The 19,358-nt window shown below is 62.1% G+C and carries 22 protein-coding genes; 17 read left to right on the forward strand and 5 right to left on the reverse strand.

Annotated features, from left to right (window positions below):
• Positions 1 to 714 (forward strand): IS3 family transposase (locus tag AC07OP_RS19775; RefSeq protein WP_495109917.1); only part of this gene is annotated, 714 nt, incomplete at its 5' end.
• A gap of 141 nt (positions 715 to 855) precedes the next feature.
• Here the strand turns inward: AC07OP_RS19775 and AC07OP_RS19780 are convergent.
• From AC07OP_RS19780 to AC07OP_RS19800, 5 genes are all read right to left on the reverse strand, one after another.
• Complete coding sequence (locus tag AC07OP_RS19780; protein ID WP_495102232.1) at positions 856 to 996, reverse strand: hypothetical protein; 141 nt, start codon at positions 994 to 996, stop codon at positions 856 to 858.
• Positions 981 to 2,195 (reverse strand): NAD(P)/FAD-dependent oxidoreductase, encoded by a 1,215-nt coding sequence (locus tag AC07OP_RS19785; RefSeq protein WP_495102233.1) that lies wholly within the window; start codon positions 2,193 to 2,195, stop codon positions 981 to 983. The genes AC07OP_RS19780 and AC07OP_RS19785 overlap by 16 nt, the downstream gene beginning before the upstream one ends.
• A gap of 6 nt (positions 2,196 to 2,201) precedes the next feature.
• A complete protein-coding gene (locus AC07OP_RS19790; protein WP_495102234.1) occupies positions 2,202 to 2,543 on the reverse strand; it encodes a hypothetical protein in 342 nt (113 codons plus the stop codon).
• Positions 2,540 to 3,853, reverse strand: a complete 1,314-nt coding sequence (locus tag AC07OP_RS19795; protein WP_495102235.1) for a spinster family MFS transporter — start codon at positions 3,851 to 3,853, stop codon at positions 2,540 to 2,542. The genes AC07OP_RS19790 and AC07OP_RS19795 overlap by 4 nt, the downstream gene beginning before the upstream one ends.
• 342 nt (positions 3,854 to 4,195) lie before the next feature.
• Positions 4,196 to 4,444 carry a hypothetical protein gene (locus tag AC07OP_RS19800; RefSeq protein WP_495102236.1) on the reverse strand — a complete coding sequence of 83 codons (249 nt, stop codon included), beginning with the start codon at positions 4,442 to 4,444 and terminating at the stop codon, positions 4,196 to 4,198.
• Between the two features lie 399 nt (positions 4,445 to 4,843).
• Between AC07OP_RS19800 and AC07OP_RS19805 the strand changes: the two genes are divergently transcribed.
• The 16 genes from AC07OP_RS19805 to AC07OP_RS19880 all read left to right on the forward strand — a co-directional run bounded on the left by AC07OP_RS19805 (position 4,844) and on the right by AC07OP_RS19880 (position 19,357).
• The gene (locus tag AC07OP_RS19805; protein WP_495102237.1) at positions 4,844 to 5,509 is read left to right on the forward strand and encodes a response regulator transcription factor; all 666 of its coding nucleotides are present in this window, start codon (positions 4,844 to 4,846) and stop codon (positions 5,507 to 5,509) included.
• Positions 5,496 to 6,887 (forward strand): sensor histidine kinase, encoded by a 1,392-nt coding sequence (locus AC07OP_RS19810; protein ID WP_495102238.1) that lies wholly within the window; start codon positions 5,496 to 5,498, stop codon positions 6,885 to 6,887. The genes AC07OP_RS19805 and AC07OP_RS19810 overlap by 14 nt, the downstream gene beginning before the upstream one ends.
• A 136-nt stretch (positions 6,888 to 7,023) precedes the next feature.
• A complete protein-coding gene (locus AC07OP_RS19815; protein WP_495102239.1) occupies positions 7,024 to 7,224 on the forward strand; it encodes a Flp family type IVb pilin in 201 nt (66 codons plus the stop codon).
• Between the two features lie 21 nt (positions 7,225 to 7,245).
• Positions 7,246 to 7,806: an A24 family peptidase gene (locus tag AC07OP_RS19820; RefSeq protein ID WP_495102240.1), complete on the forward strand. Its 561-nt coding sequence runs from the start codon at positions 7,246 to 7,248 to the stop codon at positions 7,804 to 7,806.
• Between the two features lie 15 nt (positions 7,807 to 7,821).
• Positions 7,822 to 8,721 carry a Flp pilus assembly protein CpaB gene (gene cpaB, locus AC07OP_RS19825; RefSeq protein WP_495102241.1) on the forward strand — a complete coding sequence of 300 codons (900 nt, stop codon included), beginning with the start codon at positions 7,822 to 7,824 and terminating at the stop codon, positions 8,719 to 8,721.
• A gap of 68 nt (positions 8,722 to 8,789) precedes the next feature.
• Positions 8,790 to 10,328 (forward strand): type II and III secretion system protein family protein, encoded by a 1,539-nt coding sequence (locus AC07OP_RS19830; protein WP_495102242.1) that lies wholly within the window; start codon positions 8,790 to 8,792, stop codon positions 10,326 to 10,328.
• 17 nt (positions 10,329 to 10,345) lie between these two features.
• Positions 10,346 to 11,002: a CpaD family pilus assembly lipoprotein gene (locus AC07OP_RS19835; RefSeq protein WP_495102243.1), complete on the forward strand. Its 657-nt coding sequence runs from the start codon at positions 10,346 to 10,348 to the stop codon at positions 11,000 to 11,002.
• 15 nt (positions 11,003 to 11,017) lie between these two features.
• On the forward strand, positions 11,018 to 12,235 hold the full coding sequence (locus AC07OP_RS19840) for a CpaE/TadZ family protein (RefSeq protein WP_495102244.1): 1,218 nt from the start codon (positions 11,018 to 11,020) through the stop codon (positions 12,233 to 12,235).
• A gap of 17 nt (positions 12,236 to 12,252) precedes the next feature.
• A complete protein-coding gene (locus tag AC07OP_RS19845; RefSeq protein WP_495102245.1) occupies positions 12,253 to 13,614 on the forward strand; it encodes a TadA family conjugal transfer-associated ATPase in 1,362 nt (453 codons plus the stop codon).
• Positions 13,614 to 14,615 carry a type II secretion system F family protein gene (locus AC07OP_RS19850; protein WP_495102246.1) on the forward strand — a complete coding sequence of 334 codons (1,002 nt, stop codon included), beginning with the start codon at positions 13,614 to 13,616 and terminating at the stop codon, positions 14,613 to 14,615. Before AC07OP_RS19845 ends, AC07OP_RS19850 begins: the two co-directional genes overlap by 1 nt.
• Entirely contained in the window at positions 14,612 to 15,571 is a 960-nt protein-coding gene (locus tag AC07OP_RS19855; protein ID WP_495102247.1) for a type II secretion system F family protein, read from the forward strand. Before AC07OP_RS19850 ends, AC07OP_RS19855 begins: the two co-directional genes overlap by 4 nt.
• 26 nt (positions 15,572 to 15,597) lie before the next feature.
• Positions 15,598 to 16,461 (forward strand): tetratricopeptide repeat protein, encoded by an 864-nt coding sequence (locus tag AC07OP_RS19860; RefSeq protein ID WP_495102248.1) that lies wholly within the window; start codon positions 15,598 to 15,600, stop codon positions 16,459 to 16,461.
• The gene (locus AC07OP_RS19865; RefSeq protein WP_495102249.1) at positions 16,461 to 16,991 is read left to right on the forward strand and encodes a TadE/TadG family type IV pilus assembly protein; all 531 of its coding nucleotides are present in this window, start codon (positions 16,461 to 16,463) and stop codon (positions 16,989 to 16,991) included. The genes AC07OP_RS19860 and AC07OP_RS19865 overlap by 1 nt, the downstream gene beginning before the upstream one ends.
• Entirely contained in the window at positions 16,991 to 17,584 is a 594-nt protein-coding gene (locus tag AC07OP_RS19870; protein ID WP_495102250.1) for a TadE/TadG family type IV pilus assembly protein, read from the forward strand. The genes AC07OP_RS19865 and AC07OP_RS19870 overlap by 1 nt, the downstream gene beginning before the upstream one ends.
• Positions 17,585 to 17,681: 97 nt before the next feature.
• Positions 17,682 to 17,804 carry a hypothetical protein gene (locus AC07OP_RS19875; protein ID WP_495102251.1) on the forward strand — a complete coding sequence of 41 codons (123 nt, stop codon included), beginning with the start codon at positions 17,682 to 17,684 and terminating at the stop codon, positions 17,802 to 17,804.
• Entirely contained in the window at positions 17,801 to 19,357 is a 1,557-nt protein-coding gene (locus AC07OP_RS19880) for a TadE/TadG family type IV pilus assembly protein (RefSeq protein WP_495102252.1), read from the forward strand. The genes AC07OP_RS19875 and AC07OP_RS19880 overlap by 4 nt, the downstream gene beginning before the upstream one ends.
• Position 19,358 lies beyond the last annotated feature (1 nt).

Here is a 19,358-nt window from a genome sequence, read left to right on the forward strand (position 1 = left end):
TGGCTGGAGAGCGGCGGTGTTTATGGCTATCGCAAAATTCATGACGATCTGCGCGAGGTCGGTGAGGATTGTGGTCGGCATCGTGTGGCGAGGCTGATGCGTCTTGAAGGTCTGCGCTCTCAGACAGGGTATCGACGCCGCCCTGGCAAGTACGGCGGTAAGCCAGCGGTCGCCTCACCCAATTTGCTGAAGCGCCAGTTCGATGTCGTAGAACCCAACAAAGTTTGGGTCACCGACATCACCTACATTCGCACGTATGAAGGCTGGCTGTATTTGGCGGTCGTGCTGGATCTGTTTTCTCGTCAGGTCGTCGGCTGGTCAATGAAATCGCAGATGACCAGTGATTTGGCCATTGATGCGTTATTGATGGCGGTTTGGAGGCGAAAACCGAAACAGGAGGTGATGGTTCACTCCGACCAGGGCAGCCAGTACAGCAGCTCCGATTGGCGCAGTTTTTTGAAAGCGAACAATTTGGTTGCCAGCATGAGTCGCCGAGGCAACTGTCATGACAACGCCGTGGCCGAGAGCTTTTTCCAGCTTCTAAAGCGGGAACGGATCAAGCGGAAAATCTATTCCACGCGCGAAGATGCTCGTAGTGATGTGTTCGATTACATCGAGATGTTCTACAACGCAAAACGCCGGCATGGTTTCAACAATCAACTGTCACCGGTAGAGTTTGAAAAGCGTTACGCAATGAGCTTGCAAGGTGTCTAGAGAATCCGGGGCGATTCAGGAAGTAGGCCTGATCTACCTTGGAACGGAAAGCTTTGAGACGCATCCTGACATGGAAGAGAGCTATCTCACTGACTGAACGAATGCTGAGATTCTGCCTCTTCGCGCACAGCACTTGTGCCGTCAGAACTGCTCCAACTCTTGCCTCCCGACCCAGCGTTCCTTAGCCAGATAGCCTTTCACGCCAATGTCGAGAAATGGCCTGGGCGGCAATTTCTGCGGTTCACCAAGCTCCAGCATATCGGCGATCAGATCGTTCTCCACGCCGCAGACGAGGTCCGCCAGCGTCTCGCCAGCAATGGTCTGCTTGGCAATACCGACGCCATTGCACCCCACCGCCGCGTAGACGTTCTGGTCAATCTTGCCCCATCGCGGCGCTCCGTTGCGAGTGATGCTGAAAATCCCATCCAGAAGTGTTCCATTGCCACATCCCTGAGTTCAGGGAATCGAGCCAAGAATACCGTCTTGTGCTGTTCGCGCACCCGTGAGCGAGTGCTCTCATTGACCTGCATGGTCGGGGTAAAATCGAACTGCTGGCGAATCAGGATGCGGTGATCTCGGGTATAGCGCATGGTTGCGCCGCTGACCGCGTTCGCAGGGGTCACGGCCCACTCCTCGACGTCGCCTATTCGCGCGCGCTGCTCCGGCGTCAAGGGCCGGGGCAGCGTGCCATAGGAGGCGACGTTGAACATTTGCCGTTCGAAACCGGGTAACGGCGAGGCACTGCCATTGTTGGCGAGGATCAGCTGGCGTGCGCTGACCGAACCCTGCTCGGTGCTGGCGTAAATCTTCGTGCCGAAGTCCAGGCGGGTCACTGCACTGTTCTCGAATACCGAGACATTTTCTGGCAGGGAATCCGCAAGCCCACGGGTCAACGCCGAAGGGTTGAGCAGGATGCAGCCCGGCGTGTAAATCCCGGCATGGAAAAATGAAGTCCCCAGGCGTTTGGCAAGCGCCGCCTGTTCCAGCCATTCGTAAGGCTCACCGAGCGACTGCAGTTCGTGCGCATGATGCCTGAGCAAGGTCTCGGCCAGCTGAGGCGCGGCAGCGCAGTGATACTTGCCCTTTACGCTCCAGTCGCACTGTATGTTGCGCGCCTTGACGATCTCATTGAGGCTGGCGATACCCGCCTTCATCAGGCGCTTGTAATTGCCCGCCTTTTCCAGTTCTGCAACGGAGCTGCCGACGTTGTGCGGCACATCGATAGCGAATCCGGAATTGCGTCCGGACGCATTGTCCCCCGCCTCGCCAGCCTCGAGCACCACGATCCTGTCGTTCGGTCGATTGTGCGCCAACCGGCGGGCAGCGGCGAGTCCTGCATAGCCGGCGCCGATGATCAGCCAGTCGGCGTCCACCTGCTCCCGCAAGGTCGGATGCGGATGCCGCGATGGAAGAATTGCCGACCAGCCATTGGTTCGGTCATCATGAGGTTTGAGTTTTATGTCCATCTGCAATGCATCCATGAGCCGTCACTTCCCTGGTGGTGTGATGACAAAGAAGACTTTCGCCTTCGAGCCGAAATATTTCACCACCGTGTTTTTGGGAATCCGTAAGGTGGTTTCGGGCCCTCCTTCAAAACGTTCACCGGACTCCAGCTGGAAGCCAAACGCCCCCTCCAGCACGATCATCACTTCGTCGTAGTCCAGCGTCTTGTAAGGCGACTCACCCCCGTCCCATTTCGCAAATCCGGCGAGCAATGCCCCGTCATCGTCCTGTGCGATTGACCAGCCCATTTCGACCCGAGCACTACCGGAGAGCGGTCGCTGGCTGTAGCGCAACTGCGCTTCGTTGACACCGAGTGGCTGGATCATAGCGATTTCCTTTTCATTTGCCGGGCGCAAGCCCAATAGTGATAGGCCGCCCAAATACCGGTGAAGGCGCAGCCCAACAGCACGTAGCGCAGCGATTCGGCCGGATTGTCGATGCGTGGTGCGACGAAGTCAGACAGCAGGCCAACCAACTGTGGCGCGATCGCGAGGTTGGCAATATTCGCGGTAAACAGCAGGATTGCCGAACCTTTGGCGCGCATGCCTGCGGGATAAAGGTTCTGCAGCAGACCGATTGAAGGGCCGATGTAGATGTAGGTGATTGGTATGAAGAGCCAGAGCAGGACGTGCGCGATCTCCAGATTGCTTGTGGCGAACAGGGCGATGGAGAACAGCGTACCGAGCAGCGTTGTCCAGGCCACGAAGCTCGATTGCTGGTACAGGGGCTTGCTTCGCAACAGGAGCATTACCAGCACGGTGACCACCATCATCGCGGTACCGGCAATGCCATGGATCGGCCCAAGCATGGCGTCCGCCGCACCTACCGACATCGAATAGGTACGCACCAGAAAGGACGTCGCCCACCAGAGAATGCCCCCCCAGAAGGTGATGACAGTGGCCCCTGCGATCAGGTGAAACAGCGCCCGACTCTGAAGTGTGTAATGGAATGTCTCCTTGAAGCTGATGTTGTCGCTGTGGATGTCAGGGCTGATGCCCTCATCGTGCACCCTCTTCGGCTCGCGGATGCACAGCCACACCAACAGGGCGAACGGCAGTCCGCACAGCCCGAAGACCAGCAACGTGGTGCGCCAGCCAAAGGCGTCATTCAAGTAACCCGCGCCTGACGCACCGAACCAGGCACCGACACTAGCGCCGATACCGTAAACCGACAGGGCAAAGGCGCGCTGTTTAGGTCGAAACTTGTCGGCGATGATCGAGTGGCTAGGGGGGGGGGTACCGCCCGCCTCTCCGATGCCAACTCCGATACGGGCCAGCAAGAGTTGCCAGAAGCTGCTGCTCAGGCCACAGAACACGGTCATGGCCGACCAAATTGCCACTGCCGCGCCGATCATGCGCTTGCGGTTAGTCCTGTCTGCCAGCGCGCCGAATGGAAGGCCAGCGGCTACATAGAAGATCGCCAGCGACACACCGGTAAGAAAGCCGACCGAGGCGTCGCTGAGTTGGAACTCGTTTTTGATCGGTTCGATCAGAGTGGACAGGACATAGCGGTCGGCAATATTGATCGCATACACTGCGGTGAGAATGAAAAGCGTGGTCCAGGCTCCAGAACTGGCGACCACAGACGATGCATTGGGCGACAAGGTGCCGCTGATGCTGTTCGACGGTATGGACATGTTTACCTCCAGCCGCTCGAGGCGTTTTGGCAACGCTGCGAGCTTTTTTCATTGTTTTAGGTGCGAATGGGGTATCCGTGGAGGAAACGGAGTCAGCCTGATTGTTTGCTGTGTTCGGGTGCGGCCTGGTCGCAAAGATGGTGCGCTGTCATGGTTTTCCCTCGGACGTTATTCTTGTTGGAAGGGATGGACGTCAAAGTCCGTGTACAGGTCCAAACTACCTGCGGTAAGGGATTGGCAAAAGCGCATTATCCTTGTGCACTGCATGCGTCAGGCGCATGTAAACTGCGCCAAGGCGTGACACTTCTCGACCTATGCCTGCTACCAGTAGCGCACAAGTTGTTACGCTGAAGTAGCGACTACCCAGTCCCACAACGTCTGCGCCGTTGGCGTCAGCTCACGGGCTGCTCGATAGGTGATGTATTCACCGAGCCCGGTCTTCAACGTCTCGTCGCAAACCTTGCATAGCTGCCGGGTGCGGAGTTGGCCGGCGATAGCCGCCTTGATCGCCAGGTCGTAGCTGGACACGCGGATGATCGACGCCGTCAGTTGCTGGTTGTCCAGACAACTCGGTGGAAAGGCCGATGGCATCAAGGATTTCGAAGGTTTTGTCGAGTATTGCAGTGCCTTTTGTCCGATCCATCAACCTCTGCCGCGCATTTTGGCCTAGGTGTATCACGATTTGAGAAATACACGACGCACCTACACAGTTAGATCGTGTTCGATTCTCACAACGTGAGACTTATGGCGTACCCAACAACCGACGCTAACGCAGCACCCGCCTCCAACTTGACGCCCTGCCCCAAAAACTCGGTCCAAAGCCTTAGCTTGCGGCCACACCGCAAAAAAATCATCTTTGGCATTTACTCCACGCTCGCTACAAATGATAATGATTCTCACTATTCTAATTTAACAATTCTTAACTGAGTGTTTTCACCGGCGCTTGGTACAAGACCCCTGCCTCTACCCCACACTAGAAAGGAGTTCTTCATGCGTGTTCTGGTGGTCGAAGATGACAGCTCAGTCAGTCACTGGCTCGGCAGCAAACTCCATGCTTGCGGCCATAGCTGCCGCTTGGTGGATAATGGCGAGGGTGCGCTGCAGATCCTAAAAGGTGAAGCGTTCGACGTGGTCATTCTCGACCGCATGTTGCCGCGCATAGACGGCATCGAAGTGCTCAACCGCCTGCACGGTGTGGTGCGCCCGCCAATCCTGATCCTGTCGGCTAACGATCAGTCCAGCGACCGCGTCGAAGGCTTGCGCGCCGGTGCTGATGATTACCTGGGCAAGCCCTTTGACTTCACCGAACTGCTGCTGCGCCTGGAACTGCTCGCCCGCCGTCACAACCAGACCGCCCAGGAGGACCGCATCCAGGTCGAAGACATGCAGATCGACATGGCGCGCCGCGAAGTCACCCGCGCTGGCAAGCGCATCGACCTGACCGACAAGGAGTTCAAGCTGCTCCAGGTTTTGGCCGAGCATGTGGGCCAGACCGTCACACGCGGCATGCTGCTAGAAAAAGTCTGGGGTTATCACTTCGACCCGCAGACCAACCTCATCGATGTGCACCTGTCCAAGCTGCGCAATAAACTCGACAAGGGTTTCGAGCGCGCAATGATTCGTACCGTGCGGGCAATCGGCTATGTATTTGGTTAACCGCAACCTCAAACTGCTGCTCAACACCAGTAACTTCCGCCAAGCCACCACAATTGCCTTTATCTGCCTGCTGGTCGCCCTCGCCTCGATCATCCTCAGCAACCAGCTACTGGCGGTGGTCATGCGCAGCCACGTGCGCGACATGATCCTCACCGACGTGCGAACCCAGCAGTACCACGGGCGCCTGAGCGATGCCCGCGAAGCCGCCAGAAACCTGCAAAACGGCCTAGCCCTGGAAGTGCGTAAGGACCGTCATTCCATCGTCTTCGACGCAGCCGGCAACGCGTTGTTCGGCGACGCGCGCCTGCTACCGCAAATGGACTGCCCCGAGCCGTGCAACACCAACTGGCGCCATGGCACCCTGCTCACCGCCAAGGGCCGTGAAGCCGACATCCTCGGTCTGCTGATGCCCCTGCCCGGTGGCGGCCAATACTTCAGCGGCTACGACCTGCGGCCCATGCTCGAACGCACACGCATGATCCCGCTGATCGCTGGCGCAGGCCTATTAGTGATCCTGTTGTCCATCGTGCTGATCAGCCTGCCGTTCAGCATGCGTAATCTGTACCGCATCAACAGCATCCGCGATGCACTGGCGCGCTACGCCGGTGGCGACCACAGCGTGCGCGTGCCCCATGCGTTGCACGGTGATGAGTTCGACCGGTTAGGCATCGAAATCAACCAGGGCCTACTGCGCATTAACAAGCTGATGGACGAGGTGAAGAACATCACCACCCACATCGCCCATGAACTGCGCACACCGTTGACGCGCCTGCAAAGTCGCCTGCTCAGCGCAGTGGACATGGTCGACGGTCAGGCCCGCACCGAGTTGCTGCAAGCGGTGCAAGACAGCGAGCGCATCCAGAACCTGTTCCGCGCCGTGATGCGCGTGGCCGAAGTGGAGACCGGTCGCCTGGCCTATCAGTTCGAAACCTTCCCCGCCCACACGCTGCTGGCGGATGTGGTCGAGTACTACCTGCCACTGGCCGAGGAGCGCTGCTGCCCGCTGCACATCCAGGCACCCGCCGACTGCTGGCTCTACGGCGACAAGGCGCTGCTGTTCCAGGCCATGGCCAACATGATTGACAACGCCCTCAAGTACGCACCTGCAGGCCTGCCAATTACCCTCAAGGCGTACCAGAACAAGGACTACTCGTTCCTGTGCGTAGCCGACCTCGGTCCTGGCATTGCGGCGCCCCTGCGCACCACAGCGGTGGAGCGCTTCCAGCGCCTGGACACCAGCGGCGGTACACCTGGCAATGGCCTGGGTCTGACCATGATCCGCGCCATCGCCGAGCTACATGGCGGCGACCTGATCCTGGAAGACAACCGCCCGGGGCTGCGCGCGGTGATCCAGCTCAAACAACACCCCGCGGCCTGAAACACGGCGTTCCTTAAGCATTCTTAATAATTCGGCTGTTGCTTGCCAATTGAGAATAAATCTTAATATCGCCACCTCGCCGGGGGCACTTTTCTCCCGGCGCCCCTCTGTTCTCAAGCCCTTCAGGAGCCTCACCATGGCCAACCGCCTTAAAGCTTTTCTCGCTGACGAAAGTGGTGTGACCGCAATCGAATACGGCATCCTCGCCGCCGCCATGGCCGCTGCAATCGGCGTGATCTTCGGCTCCGAAGGCGTGTTCGTCACCGCACTCAAAGAGCGTTTCGCCTCGATTGCCGACCAGATCACCAACACCAGCAACCCTGGCAGCAGCAAGTAAGCGCAGGCGACGGAGAGAGTCATGCCATCCACGCTTGCCATCCTGGTACTGATCCCGGCCTTGTGCTGGGTGATCTGCACCGACTTGCTGTACCGGCGCATCCACAACACCTTGATCCTCACCCTGCTGGCCCTGTGGGTCGCATTGCCGCTGATGGCAGCACTGGGCCAGGGACCGTGGGCAGTGCTCAGCCGCAGCGAGATCCTGCATGAAATCACCGGTTCCCTGACCGGCGCTGGCGCAGTGCTGTTGGTCGGCTACGGCCTGTTCAGCCTGGGTCGAGTCGGTGCGGGGGACGTCAAGCTGATGGCCGTGATGTGCCTGTGGATCGACTGCGACGATCTGATGGCTTTCCTGATAATCACCGCACTGGCTGGCGGCATGCTGGCCCTGGCGTTGCCACTGCTGAACCTGGTGGAAAACGCCTGCGCCCAGGGTTGGCTGAAGCTCGGCCAGCGTTACCCGCAACTGAACATTCCGGTGCCCACGGTGCTGACGGCAGATCGCCCCCAAGGCATCCCCTACGGCCTGGCCATCGCCAGCGGCGCGTTCTACACCCTGCTGTTTCCCATTCAATCCTGACCTCGGGCTGACCCCATGAAAAACCCATCCATTCTTCTACTGGCCGGCGCCCTGGTCGTGGCCGGCGGCGCTGCCTTGCTCGCCCGGGCCTTGCTCGCCACCCCGCCGCAACCGGTGGTGGCGCAACGGGTTGCGGAGCCGGTCGTGGAGCCAGAACCCAAGCAAGCAATCCTGGTGATGTCCCGCGACATCAAACCGGGCGAATTCATCGACACCGCCAGCGTCGAATGGCAAGCTGTCGACCAAAAGTATTCGCCATTGCAGTACTTCGTGCGTGATCAGGACACAGTCGACGTGGTCCTCGGCGCCACCGTGCGCCAACCCATCGCCAAGGGTCAGCCGCTGATCAATAACCTAGTGGTGCGCGCTGGCGAACCGGGTTTCGTGGCTGCGGTGCTCAAGCCGGGGATGCGCGCGATTGCCGTACCGACCAATGCCGTGGCCAGCAGCTCCGGCTTGGTATCGGCGGGTGATCGAGTCGATGTGATTTTGAGCCTGGCCGCCGGAGGCGATAAATCCAGCGGCGCCTCCGATGGCATGCCGAAACTGGCCTCACAAACCCTGTTGCGTAACGTACGCGTGCTGGCCCTTAACAACGTGGCCCGCAGCGACATCAGCCTGCGCGAAAGCCCAGCCGACCTGGCCTTACGCAAGAAGCAACGCCGCGACACCGAGTTCTACGAAACCGTGACCCTTGAGGTGCCTCCGTCACAGGCCGAACGCCTGGCACTGGCGCGGGAAATTGGCACCCTGCAACTGGCCCTGCGCGGCATCGCAGAAACCTCGGGAGACGGCCCGCAACTAGGCAGCCAGGGTGCGACCACGTTGCGCCAGGCCACCCAGATATACGACGGTTTCAACCCGCCGATCCAGGCGTTTCGCGGCGCTCAGTTCGAAATGGTCAAGGCCAACTAAGCCCCCACCACCCCTATTCATAGCCAGCCGCGACGCTGGCCGTACTCGCCTACTCGGAACCCGACACCATGAAGTTCGCCTCGAAGACTCCGGCGTTGACGCTGGCGTGCGCGCTGAGCATCAGCTCGACCTGGCCCCACATCGCCCTGGCCGAAGAAGCTGCCCAGGACTACCCCGAAGACCAGATCATCGGTCCGGTGCACCCCGCCCCCCCCGAAGACGCCCAAGTCACCCAGGCCGAGCAGGACTTCTACACCCCGCCAGCGCCGCGTCCGCACCTGCCGGCCAAGCTTACCGAGGTCAAGGAAACCCAGGACATCCAACTGCTGGTCAAACAAGGCCGCCTGCTGCAACTGCCCCGCGCCGCCGCCAAGGTGCTGGTGGCCGACCCCAAGGTCGCGAGTTTCCAGATGCCGTCCAGCAGCAGCGTGTTCCTGTTCGCCGAAGGTGCCGGCACCACCACCCTGTATGCCCTGGACCACAACGACGATGTGATCGCTGCAATCCGCCTGGTGGCCCGCCACGACCTGGCAGCCTTGAGCGAGCAGATCAGCAACGAGATCCCCGGCGCCCGCGTCGAGTTCGGCCCCTCGTCGGGCAATGGCTTGATCGTGCGCGGCCAGGTCCGCACCCCGCAACAAGCCAAGCAAGTGATCAGCAGCGTACAGGCATACCTGGGTTCCAGCGATGACAAAAACGGCGGCCAAGGGGGTGGCGGCGGCGGTGGTGGCGGTCCTGCTGGAGGCGGCGGTGATGCACCACCGCCACGGGTCATCAACCAGTTGAAAGTGGAGCTGTCGGCCCAGGTCAATATCAGCGTGCGGATCGTCGAAGTGTCCCGCAGCCTCAGCAGCCAGCTAGGCATGAACTGGGAAGCCACACTCAAGAACAACAACTATTTCTTCAGCAACGCCAGCAGCCTGTTTACCGCCACCAACAGTGGTATCACCCCACTGCGCACGGCCACCAACGCGGTGGCGGGCGGCTCCCACACCCGGGGCTCCACCAGCGTTGCCGGCTTGCTCACCGCCTTGTCCGAAGACGGCCTGGCCACGGTGCTCGCCGAGCCGAACCTCACCGCCATGTCAGGGGAGACCGCAGGTTTTGCCGCCGGGGGTGAAGTGCCGATCGTGATCATCACCAACAACAACGTGAGCATCGAATACAAGCAGTACGGCGTGATCATGCGCATGACCCCCACCCTGCTCTCGCCCAACCGCATCAGCCTGCACGTGGCGCCGGAAGTCAGCGACCTGTCGGACGAAGGTGCCGTGACCCTGGAAGGCAACGTGATCCCGGCCTTCAAGGTCCGTCGCGCCGACACTACGGTGGAACTGGCCAGCGGCCAAAGCTTCGCCCTCGCCGGCATGCTGCGCAGCAACATCAACCAGAGCGTCACTGGCGTACCGGGGCTCAAAAATATCCCCGGCTTGGGCCGCTTGTTCGAAACCGAGAAAAGCGACCAGCAAGACACCGAGCTGGTGATCATCGCCACCGCCTACGTGGTCGAGCCCACCAGCCCTGGCGATTTGCAGACACCCGGACGCGGCATTCGCGCCCTCGACACCCAACTGCCGAGCCAGGCGTCCGCCGGCTACCTGTACTGAGTCACGGAGAGATGTCCATGCCTGCAATCAAACCCTTGTTGCCCCTGCTGGCCCTGGCCCTGCTGCTGGGCGGCTGTGACCACCAGATCAACCAGATGCGCGAGAACCGCTTCCAGCCCTACAACCAGGCCAAGGCGCCGAGTGTGAAACCCTCGGCATTGATGGCGGCGCTGCACATCAATGGCAGCGGCAGCCTCACCCCCGACTCCCTGGCCAACCTCAACACCTTGCTGCGCAGCCAGGGCCGCCTGCATAACCAGACCCTGACCCTGCGCCCCTTCACCCCCGCCGGTGAAACGGTGAGCAAGCGCCTGGCGTCGGTGCTGCGTGAGCTGGGTACGCCCGCCCAGCAGGTCATCATCGCCCCGGTACAACTGCGCAGCGCCAACGCCAGCGACGAAGACCTGCAAGTGGTTTCCGAAGCCATGGTAGTGACAGTCCCCGACTGCGCTGTGGCCGATGGCCAGAATTGGACCGTCAAGCCCTTCCAGGCCACCGGCCAACTGGGCTGCGCCAACCGCGCCAACATTGCGCGCATGGTCTCCGACCCGCGTGACCTGGTGCGTGCCCAGGCCCTCGATAGCGGCGACGGCAACACGGCGGTCAACAGCATCACCCGCTATTACGACGATGAGCCGCGTGAGCTGCTCGACATCGACTTCAGCAAGAACTGACCCGGGAGCCACATCATGAACGACTCGAACACCCCGGGCAGCCTGCCGGATCTGCTGCTGTTTGCCGCCAATGCCGAGCAGGCGCGGCTCTACGGCGAAAACCTGGTACGCCTCGGCTACGCGGCTGAATATGCACGCAACGGTGGCATTGCCGCAGCCATCGAATGGACCCGCGCCCATCCGGTGCCAGCCCTGTTACTGGTCGACCTGGACGACGAAGCCCTGCCGCTGCACGCGATCAACGAACTTAGCCAGAGCTGCGATCCGGCGTGCCAGATCATCGCCCTGGGCAGCCGCCAGGACGTCAACCTGTACCGCACGTTGCTGCACCACGGCCTGTTCGATTACCTGATCAAACCAGTGCCGCTGGACCAGTTGGCCGACACTCTCACCCGCGCTGCCGGCAACGAGCAGCACCTGCCCGCGCGCACCGGCCGCACCATCGCGGTCACCGCCGCGAGTGGGGGTGCGGGCACCAGCACCGTAGTCAGCGGCCTGGCGCGCTTGCTCTCGGAGCACCGTCATACCCACTGCGCAGTGGTAGACTTCGACCGTGCCAACGGCGACCAGGCATTGCTGCTGGGCTACGAGGGCGAAGCCGGACTGACGGCCGTATTGGCCAGTGAAGAAATCGACACACGCTTTTTGCAGCGGTCCATGGGCCAGATCAACGAACGCCTGTTTTTGCTCGCCCAGGAAGCCAACCTGCATTCCGCTCCGACGCTGGATGCCGAGCACTTGATGAACCTGGGCGGCAACCTTTGCCATATGTTCAACCAGGTGATCTGGGACCTGCCCGCCGGGCGGCCCTCGGGGGCCCTGGAGGTACTGGCCAACGCGCAGACGCGGATTATCCTCACCGACCTCACCGTACAGGACGCCCGCCACACCCTGCGCCTGCTGCGCGAAATCGGCGACGAGAGCAGCGGCCAGCACCTGCTGCTGGTGGTCAACCCGACACGCAATGCCGGTGCGGGCCTGATTGATCGGGCGCAATTCGAAGCCTTCGTGGGCCGGCGCATCGACCTGGTACTGCCCCATGTCGGCAATGTGCTGAGCCAAAGCCTGTTGCGCGGACCGCTGAGCCTTGCCGGCGTACCGGCGTTCGAAAACGCCCTGCTAGACCTCGCCGACCTCGCCTGCGGCCGCCAACCGGCCAAACGCTCGGGCACCCCATTGAGCATCATCACCCGCTTGAAGCACGCCCTTGGGCGCCCACGCACAGCGGCCTGAGCCAAGGAGAACCGAGCATGCTCATCCGTCAACCGAAGAAACCCCAGGCGCGCGCAACACCCGCGCCTGCCGCCGCCCCTGCCCCTCAGGAAGTACGCGCCACCAGTGTGCAACGCAGCGCCACCAGCAAAGCCGTGGACCTCACCGCCCTCGCCCATCGCAAGCTGATTCGCAGCCAGCTCTACGATCAGATCGACCCGCTCAAGGCCGCGAGCCTGGGCCGCGACAAACTACGGGTACAGATCGAAACGGTGATCCGCCGCATCTGTGATGACAATCGCTTGCAGCTGTCGCGCCAGGAAGAAGAAAGCATCGGCGAAGAGATGCTCAACGAAATGGTGGGCATCGGTCCAATCCAACCGTTGCTCGCTGACGACTCGGTCAACGACATCCTGGTCAACGGTGCCGGCCAGGTGTTTGTCGAGCGCTTCGGCAAGCTGGAACTGTCGTCCATCACCTTTATCGACGAAGAGCATGTGTTCAACACGGCCCAGCGCATCGCCGCCGCCGTCGGCCGGCGCATCGACGAAAGCCACCCGATGGTGGATGCACGCCTGGCCGATGGCAGCCGGGTCAACGTGATTACTTACCCGCTGGCCATCGACGGCACCACCATCTCCATTCGTAAATTCATGCGCCGCAACATGTCCCTGGAAATCCTCGCCGAGCGCGGCGCGATGTCGACGCAGATGGCCGAGGTGCTGCAACGGGCGATGCTGGCCAAGCTCAATATCATCGTCTCGGGCGGCACGGGCGCGGGCAAGACCACGTTGCTCAACGCCCTGTCGCAGAAAATCAGTGACGCCGACCGCATCATCACCATCGAAGATGCCGCCGAACTGCAACTGCAACAGATTCACGTGGTGCGCCTGGAAACCCGCCCGGTCAGCGCCGAAGGCACCGGCAAGGTCGACCAGCGCGACCTGGTGCGCAACGCCCTGCGGATGCGCCCCGACCGCATCATCCTCGGCGAAGTGCGCGGCGGTGAAAGCTTCGACATGCTCCAGGCGATGAACACCGGCCACGATGGTTCGCTGTGCACCGTGCACTCCAATACCCCGCGCGACGCGATCATGCGCATGGAAAACATGGTGATGATGGCGAGCATGCAACTGCCGCTGGAAGCGATCCGCCGCCAGATCGCCAGTGCGGTCAACCTGATCGTGCAGATCGAACGCATGCGCGACGGCGCGCGGCGCGTGGTGTCTATCACGGAAATCTGCGGCATGGAAAACGACGTGATCCAGACCCAGGAGCTGTTCGGCTTCAAGACCACCAGCGTTGATGCCAAGGGCCACCTGATCGGCGAATTTGTCGCCAGCGGCCAGCGCCCGCAGTTCTATAGCAGCCACGCCCATTTGTTCGAAGGGCAATGTTGATGGACGCCCTCCTCGACCTGTTTACCGTGCTGGTATTTGTGCTGGTGCTGCTGGTATTCCTGGCGGCGCGCAGCCTTAACCGCGGACGTCGTAGCGACGAGGCCAACCGCCTGCGCCTGGAACGCCTCAAGGTCTTGTTCGATAGCCACGAAGCCCCGGCAGCCAGGCCTTCCGGGGCATTGGCCGAGGCCGAGAACGTGCTGCGCGAACTGGAACATCCGCCCCTGGAAACCCTGCCACTGCTTGGCCCGGTCATCGCACGGGTGTGGCTCAACCTGCGCGTGCTGGGCTGGCACAAGAGTTTGCGCATGCGCATCATCCTGCTGAGTCTGTGCAGCCTGATGATCGCCGTGCTGCTGGGCCGCGAAACGCCGATGCCGCTGCTGTTCGGCAGCCTGTTCGGCGTGCTCGCGTTTTTGGGGTTCAGCAACGTGCTGTACCGCAATGCACTGGCCAAGCACCTCAAGGAATTGCGCCTGAGCCTGCCCCAGGCCATTGACGCAATCACCCGCACCGCCCGCGCCGGGGTGCCGATCAGCAACGCCTTCACCCTGGTCGCGGAAAATATCCCCGGCCCCCTGGCGGTGGAATTTGCCCTGATCGACAACTGGCTACGCCTGGGCGTGCCGTTGCGCCAGGTGATGCAGGATTCCACCTTGCGCGTGCCGCTGAACGAGTACCGGTTTTTCGCGGTGATCCTGATCATCAACCAGGAGGCCGGTGGGCGTTTGGGTGAAACCCTTGACCGACTGTCCGCCACGCTGCGCGAGCGCCACGAACTGCAATTGAAGATCCAGGCCAAGACCTCCGAAGCCCGTGCCTCGGCCAAGATTGTCGGCGCACTGGTGCCGCTGTCCCTGGGCTACATGTACGTCAATTCGCCCAAGGACTTTCACTTCCTGCTCAACGACCCCACCGGCAACAGCGTGCTGTTCTACGCGTTCGGCAGCGTGACCCTGGGCCTGTTGATCACCCACATGATGGTGCGCCGCGTGCTATGAACCTACTTGACGATCCCCTCGCCCAAAGCGCGCTCGGCGTGCTGCTGTGCGGCATGGGCCTCACGCTGCTTGGCGCGTACCGCCAGCAGCGGCCCGACAACCTGGCAGCGCGCCTGGGACAAAAGCCTGCGGATACGGCACTGCCCAACGTGGACGACAACATCCTGCGCGGCCAGGGCCTGCAACTGTCACCACGCCTGCGTGCGCTGTTGCTGCCGCTCGCCCGGGTGGGTGACAAACTCGCTGGCACCGCCAGTGACCGCGCACACCTGCGCCGCCTGCTGGGCATGGCCGGCTTTCGCAGCCGCGAAGCCCTAGGCCTGTTGATGGGTGGCAAATACACGCTGGGCCTGGCGCTGCTGTGCACGGTGTTATTCGGCGTGCTGGAACCCGGCTCGCGCATGAGCCTGAACGGTATCGCCGGTGGCCTGATCGCGCTGTTTGTCGGCACCACGTTGCCGGAGCTCTGGCTCAAGGTTCGCGCCGGCCAACGTGGCGGGCGCCTTGATCGCAGTCTGCCGGACGCCTTGGACTTGATGGTGATCTGCGCCGAAGCCGGCCTGCCGCTGGGCCGGGTGCTGCAGGTGGTGTCCCGCGAGATGAGCCTGTCGGCCGTGGAAATGGCCGACGAACTGCGCTACACCCAGGCCGAACTGCAGATCCTCAGCGATCGCCCCAAGGCCCTGCTCAACCTCGCCGAACGCACCGGCGTGCGCAGTGTGGAAGTGATGGTCGCCACACTGATCCAGGCCGAGCGCTACGGCACGCCGTTGTCCCAGGCGTTGCGCACAATTGCCGATGAAAGCCGCAAAACCCTGATCCTCAACCTTGAAGAAAAGGCTGGCAAGTTGCCAGCGCAACTCAGCGTGCCGCTGATGACCCTGATCCTGCCGCCGATCATCGCCATGATGGGCGCCCCGGCGATGGTGCGCATCATCCGCCTGCTGGGCAGTTGACAATGACTTTCCGGAGCCCCACTACCATGTCCCGTGCCTTGCCTTTTGTGCTGTTGCTCAGCCTGTTGAGCCTCAGTGGCTGCAGCAGCCTGCCGTCGCTGTACCGTGATACCACCGCCGTCGCCGGCCTCGACAGCAAGGAGGCCAAGGAAGCGCTGCGCCTGGCCCGCGTGCTGCGGGACAACGGCCGCCTGCCTGGGGCCTATGAAATCTACGAGCGCATGGACCAGCGCCAACAACTCAAGGGCGTGTACCTGATCGAATACGCCAGCGTCGCCGCCCAGGTACGTCCGCCACGCGAGGCCTTTGCCCTGTACGACCGTGCGCGCCAGGAACTGGGCGGCAACCTGCAAGCCATGCCTGCCGACCAGCGCTTGGCAGTGTGCAGCGGTTTGGCCCGTTCACGCCTGGCCATGGGCGGCGCGGCGCTGGCGGCCAAGGACTTCCAATGCGCCCTCGACGTGGAACCCGACAACCCGCAAAACCTCAACGGCCTGGGCGTGGCCCTGAACATCCAGGGGCAAAACCAGGCCGCACGCGACGCGTTCGAAAAGGCCCTGGCCATCGACCCGGCCAACGTCGCGGCCACCAATAACCTGGCCCTCAACTGGCTGGCCAGCGGCGACCGCGCCAAGGCCATCGGCCTGCTCAACCAGCCCCGGGAAAGCCGTGATGCCGCGCTTAAGCTCAATCTGGCCCTGGCCTACGTGCTCGACGGCCACGACGACACCGCGCGCCGGGTGCTGCAGCAAAGTATCGACCCCAGCTACGCCGAACCCATCCTGCGCGACTTCCAGGCCACCCGCGAACGCATCGCCAACGGCGCGCCGCTGGCCAGTGAACTGCTCGCTGCCAGCCAGCGCCCCCTGGCACTGACCGAGCAACGTTGATGGGCCGTAAGCTCAAGCGCCTGTGGCGCAACCAGGACGCGGTCACCGCCACCGAAACCGCGTTCATCCTGCCGGTGCTGTTATTTGCGGTGATGATCCTGTTCGAACTGGCGCGTATCGCCATGGTAATCGGCGTCGGCAGTATCGCGCTGGAGCATGCGGTACAGGATTTTCGCGCCGAAGAAAGCTTCTACCTCAAGAGCGCCGATGCCCTGCAGGCCGACATCGAAACGCGCATGTTGAGCTACTCCTACGGCTTTCTCGGCGAGAACAACCTGGAGGTCGATGTGCTGCCCTTCGACAACCTGCACCAGTTCGGCCAGGACCGCCAAAGCGCCACTGCCGAGGAGGCCAAGGAGCAGGCGCAGAACTTCAAGTCGCCGCCGATCCTGAGTATCACCGTGGACTTGAGCCAGACCTTCATCACGCCACTGCCAAGCCTGTTCGGCCTGGGCAGCGGCTTCCAATACCAATACCGCCACCTGCTCGGCAACCTGCCCAGCGAGGACCCCAGCGAGGACGACACCTGATGCGTCACCTGCCCCGCCGCCAACGCGGCACTGCAATGATGGAGGGCATCCTGATGCTGCCCTTGCTGATCGGCACGGCGCTGGTCAGCGCCGACCTGTACAACGTGCATCAGGCACGGGCCTACATGGAGCAGTCGGCGCACAACATCGCCTCGGTGCTGGCCGCCCAACCGACGCTGGACAGCGACGGCCTCGATGCGCTGTTGCGCCAGGCAGCGTCGCCCAAAGTCCTGGGTGACTACCAGTTGGTGATCAGCAAGGTATCCCTGGACCGCAACATGACCTGGAAGCCCCTGCAACGAGGTGCCGTCACCGGTATTTGTCCCAGCTACAGCCAAGGCACCCACTACGTCGGCGGCCTGCCGGAAGAACAGCCGGCGGGTGATGACGCCAACAGCAAGACCACCACCAGCAAGCGCGCGCTGATCGTGGTGCAGCTGTGCCGCAACACCAACACCCTGATGCTGGGCAGCGGTTTGCTGATGGACAAGGACATCCAGGCCCTGGCCTTCAGCCGCATGCTCTATGACGAACCGGAGCTGGACAAGCAGCTGTCCCGCGAAGCCGGCCTGGACGACGAAGACGCCAGCTGACGGGCGTATTAAGCATTCTTAATGAACCGGCGATTGCCCGATGTTGGGAATAGTTCTTATCTTTGCCGCCACTTGCACAAGCAACGATGAGCCCCCGATGACACGCCTGCTTTCCCGGTTCCCCTCACAATGGTTGTTGCTGTTGTTGGTCAACGCAGGCCTGGCCTACGAAGGCCTGCACCTGCCCTGCGACGTCATGCCTGCGGTCAAGCCCACATGAAAAACGCCCTCAAGCGCCTGTGCCGCGAACAGCACGGCGGCGTCGCACCGTTCATGGTCTTGGCCATCGGCGGCGCCTTGCTCGCCACCGCGTACGCCATCGACCTGTCGCGCATGACCAACAATGCCGCTCAGGTCAAACGTGCCACCGACTCCGCCGCCATCGCCATCGGCAACCAGCGCTTGATGGACAGCCGCACCAGCGCCGCCGAGCTGAAGAAAATCGCCTGGGGCTACGTGCAAAACAACCTGGGCATGGACAGCGAACTGTTTGAGCAACTGGAGTACGACTCGCTCAAAGTCACCAGCGGTGGCGGCGGCGATGCACCGGTGACCTTGCGTGTGGCCGTCAGCCTGCATGCCGAGCCGATCCTGCTGGGTGGCGAGCGGCGCTTGCAGCAGGTGCATTCCACCGTGGAAGTGGTATCGCGGCCCACCGAAGTGGCGCTGATCCTGCCCACCACCCTCAGCGAAACCTCCTCCAACCTCGCCGCGTTGCGCCGCCTGGGCAAGTCCTTTGCCGGCAACCTGCTGGGGGAAGACAGCGATGCCGACAGCGACAACAAGGTCTGGCTGTCGCTGATTCCCTACAGCCAGTCGGTGAACGTCTACGACGCCAAGGACCCGCAACGTCTCCAGCGCTGGGCAGCCCCCGGCGCGCTCAATCCGGTGGAGTTGCGCAGCCTGTTTCGCAGCGGCTACAGCAGCCTGGCCGACCGGCGCATTCCGGACCGGCGCGCCAACCTGCTGTGCGTCTATCGCGGCCTGGGGCTGGGCCAGAACTACTACTGGGATCAGCCGCCCAACGGCCAATTCAAAATCCACTACCGCCACGACCTGCCGGAAAACGGCAGCCCCGGTGCCCCGGCGATTTCCTGGCGCGGCCCCAACCCGGACTTTGGCCAGGCCGATGGCGTGGTCGACACACGTTGGATGGTGGCCGACAAGGGCTGCCCAAACGCTGCGCTGCTGCCGCTGACCCAGGATTTTGAGGAAATCGAAAAGCGCCTGGACCTGATCAGCACCCGCTTCAACACCAACTACGCCATCGCCATGGGTTGGGCCGGCTCGGCGCTGTCACCGAACATGCGCGGCATCAACGGCTGGGGCGACAACGAGTTGCCCCTGGACTTCAACGAAGACGGCAATGCCGACAACGTGAAGATCATCGTGATGCTGGCCAACACCACCGGCAACTGGTTCGACATCGACAGCTACAACGCCGAAGTCGGCCAGGCCCTGGACGGCGAGAGCAACACCACCAGTTCCACCGATGTGGCCGGGCGCCGCTTTATGCGCCTGTGCGACAGCTTCCGCCAGCGCAACCTCAAGTTCTACTTCATCGGCGTGCGCCCCGGCGACCCGCAGGACTTCGGCCGCCAGCTGTTCGACCGGGTTGCCGGCCCTGGCATCCGCGTGTGCACCAACGGTGCCAAGAACATGGTGTTCGCCGACGCCGAGGACTTCGCAGAAGGTGAAGACCAGATCGACACCCTGCTTAAAAACATCGCCGACAAGATCAAGCACGAGCGCTATGCGCGGCTGATCGAGTAAT

It is taken from the genome of Pseudomonas sp. GW821-FHT09D08, assembly GCF_059416305.1.

Excerpts from the sequence above, each read along its gene's own strand:
- AC07OP_RS19810 (WP_495102238.1), top strand. The coding sequence starts at position 5,496 with ATGTATTTGGTTAACCGCAACCTCAAACTGCTGCTCAACACCAGTAAC.
- AC07OP_RS19785 (WP_495102233.1), bottom strand. The coding sequence starts at position 2,195 with ATGGATGCATTGCAGATGGACATAAAACTCAAACCTCATGATGACCGA.
- AC07OP_RS19790 (WP_495102234.1), bottom strand. The coding sequence starts at position 2,543 with ATGATCCAGCCACTCGGTGTCAACGAAGCGCAGTTGCGCTACAGCCAG.
- cpaB (WP_495102241.1), top strand. The coding sequence starts at position 7,822 with ATGAAAAACCCATCCATTCTTCTACTGGCCGGCGCCCTGGTCGTGGCC.
- AC07OP_RS19865 (WP_495102249.1), top strand. The coding sequence starts at position 16,461 with ATGGGCCGTAAGCTCAAGCGCCTGTGGCGCAACCAGGACGCGGTCACC.
- AC07OP_RS19870 (WP_495102250.1), top strand. The coding sequence starts at position 16,991 with ATGCGTCACCTGCCCCGCCGCCAACGCGGCACTGCAATGATGGAGGGC.
- AC07OP_RS19840 (WP_495102244.1), top strand. The coding sequence starts at position 11,018 with ATGAACGACTCGAACACCCCGGGCAGCCTGCCGGATCTGCTGCTGTTT.
- AC07OP_RS19795 (WP_495102235.1), bottom strand. The coding sequence starts at position 3,853 with ATGTCCATACCGTCGAACAGCATCAGCGGCACCTTGTCGCCCAATGCA.
- AC07OP_RS19830 (WP_495102242.1), top strand. The coding sequence starts at position 8,790 with ATGAAGTTCGCCTCGAAGACTCCGGCGTTGACGCTGGCGTGCGCGCTG.
- AC07OP_RS19855 (WP_495102247.1), top strand. The coding sequence starts at position 14,612 with ATGAACCTACTTGACGATCCCCTCGCCCAAAGCGCGCTCGGCGTGCTG.
- AC07OP_RS19815 (WP_495102239.1), top strand. The coding sequence starts at position 7,024 with ATGGCCAACCGCCTTAAAGCTTTTCTCGCTGACGAAAGTGGTGTGACC.
- AC07OP_RS19820 (WP_495102240.1), top strand. The coding sequence starts at position 7,246 with ATGCCATCCACGCTTGCCATCCTGGTACTGATCCCGGCCTTGTGCTGG.
- AC07OP_RS19880 (WP_495102252.1), top strand. The coding sequence starts at position 17,801 with ATGAAAAACGCCCTCAAGCGCCTGTGCCGCGAACAGCACGGCGGCGTC.
- AC07OP_RS19800 (WP_495102236.1), bottom strand. The coding sequence starts at position 4,444 with ATGCCATCGGCCTTTCCACCGAGTTGTCTGGACAACCAGCAACTGACG.
- AC07OP_RS19860 (WP_495102248.1), top strand. The coding sequence starts at position 15,598 with ATGTCCCGTGCCTTGCCTTTTGTGCTGTTGCTCAGCCTGTTGAGCCTC.
- AC07OP_RS19805 (WP_495102237.1), top strand. The coding sequence starts at position 4,844 with ATGCGTGTTCTGGTGGTCGAAGATGACAGCTCAGTCAGTCACTGGCTC.
- AC07OP_RS19835 (WP_495102243.1), top strand. The coding sequence starts at position 10,346 with ATGCCTGCAATCAAACCCTTGTTGCCCCTGCTGGCCCTGGCCCTGCTG.
- AC07OP_RS19845 (WP_495102245.1), top strand. The coding sequence starts at position 12,253 with ATGCTCATCCGTCAACCGAAGAAACCCCAGGCGCGCGCAACACCCGCG.
- AC07OP_RS19875 (WP_495102251.1), top strand. The coding sequence starts at position 17,682 with ATGACACGCCTGCTTTCCCGGTTCCCCTCACAATGGTTGTTGCTGTTG.
- AC07OP_RS19850 (WP_495102246.1), top strand. The coding sequence starts at position 13,614 with ATGGACGCCCTCCTCGACCTGTTTACCGTGCTGGTATTTGTGCTGGTG.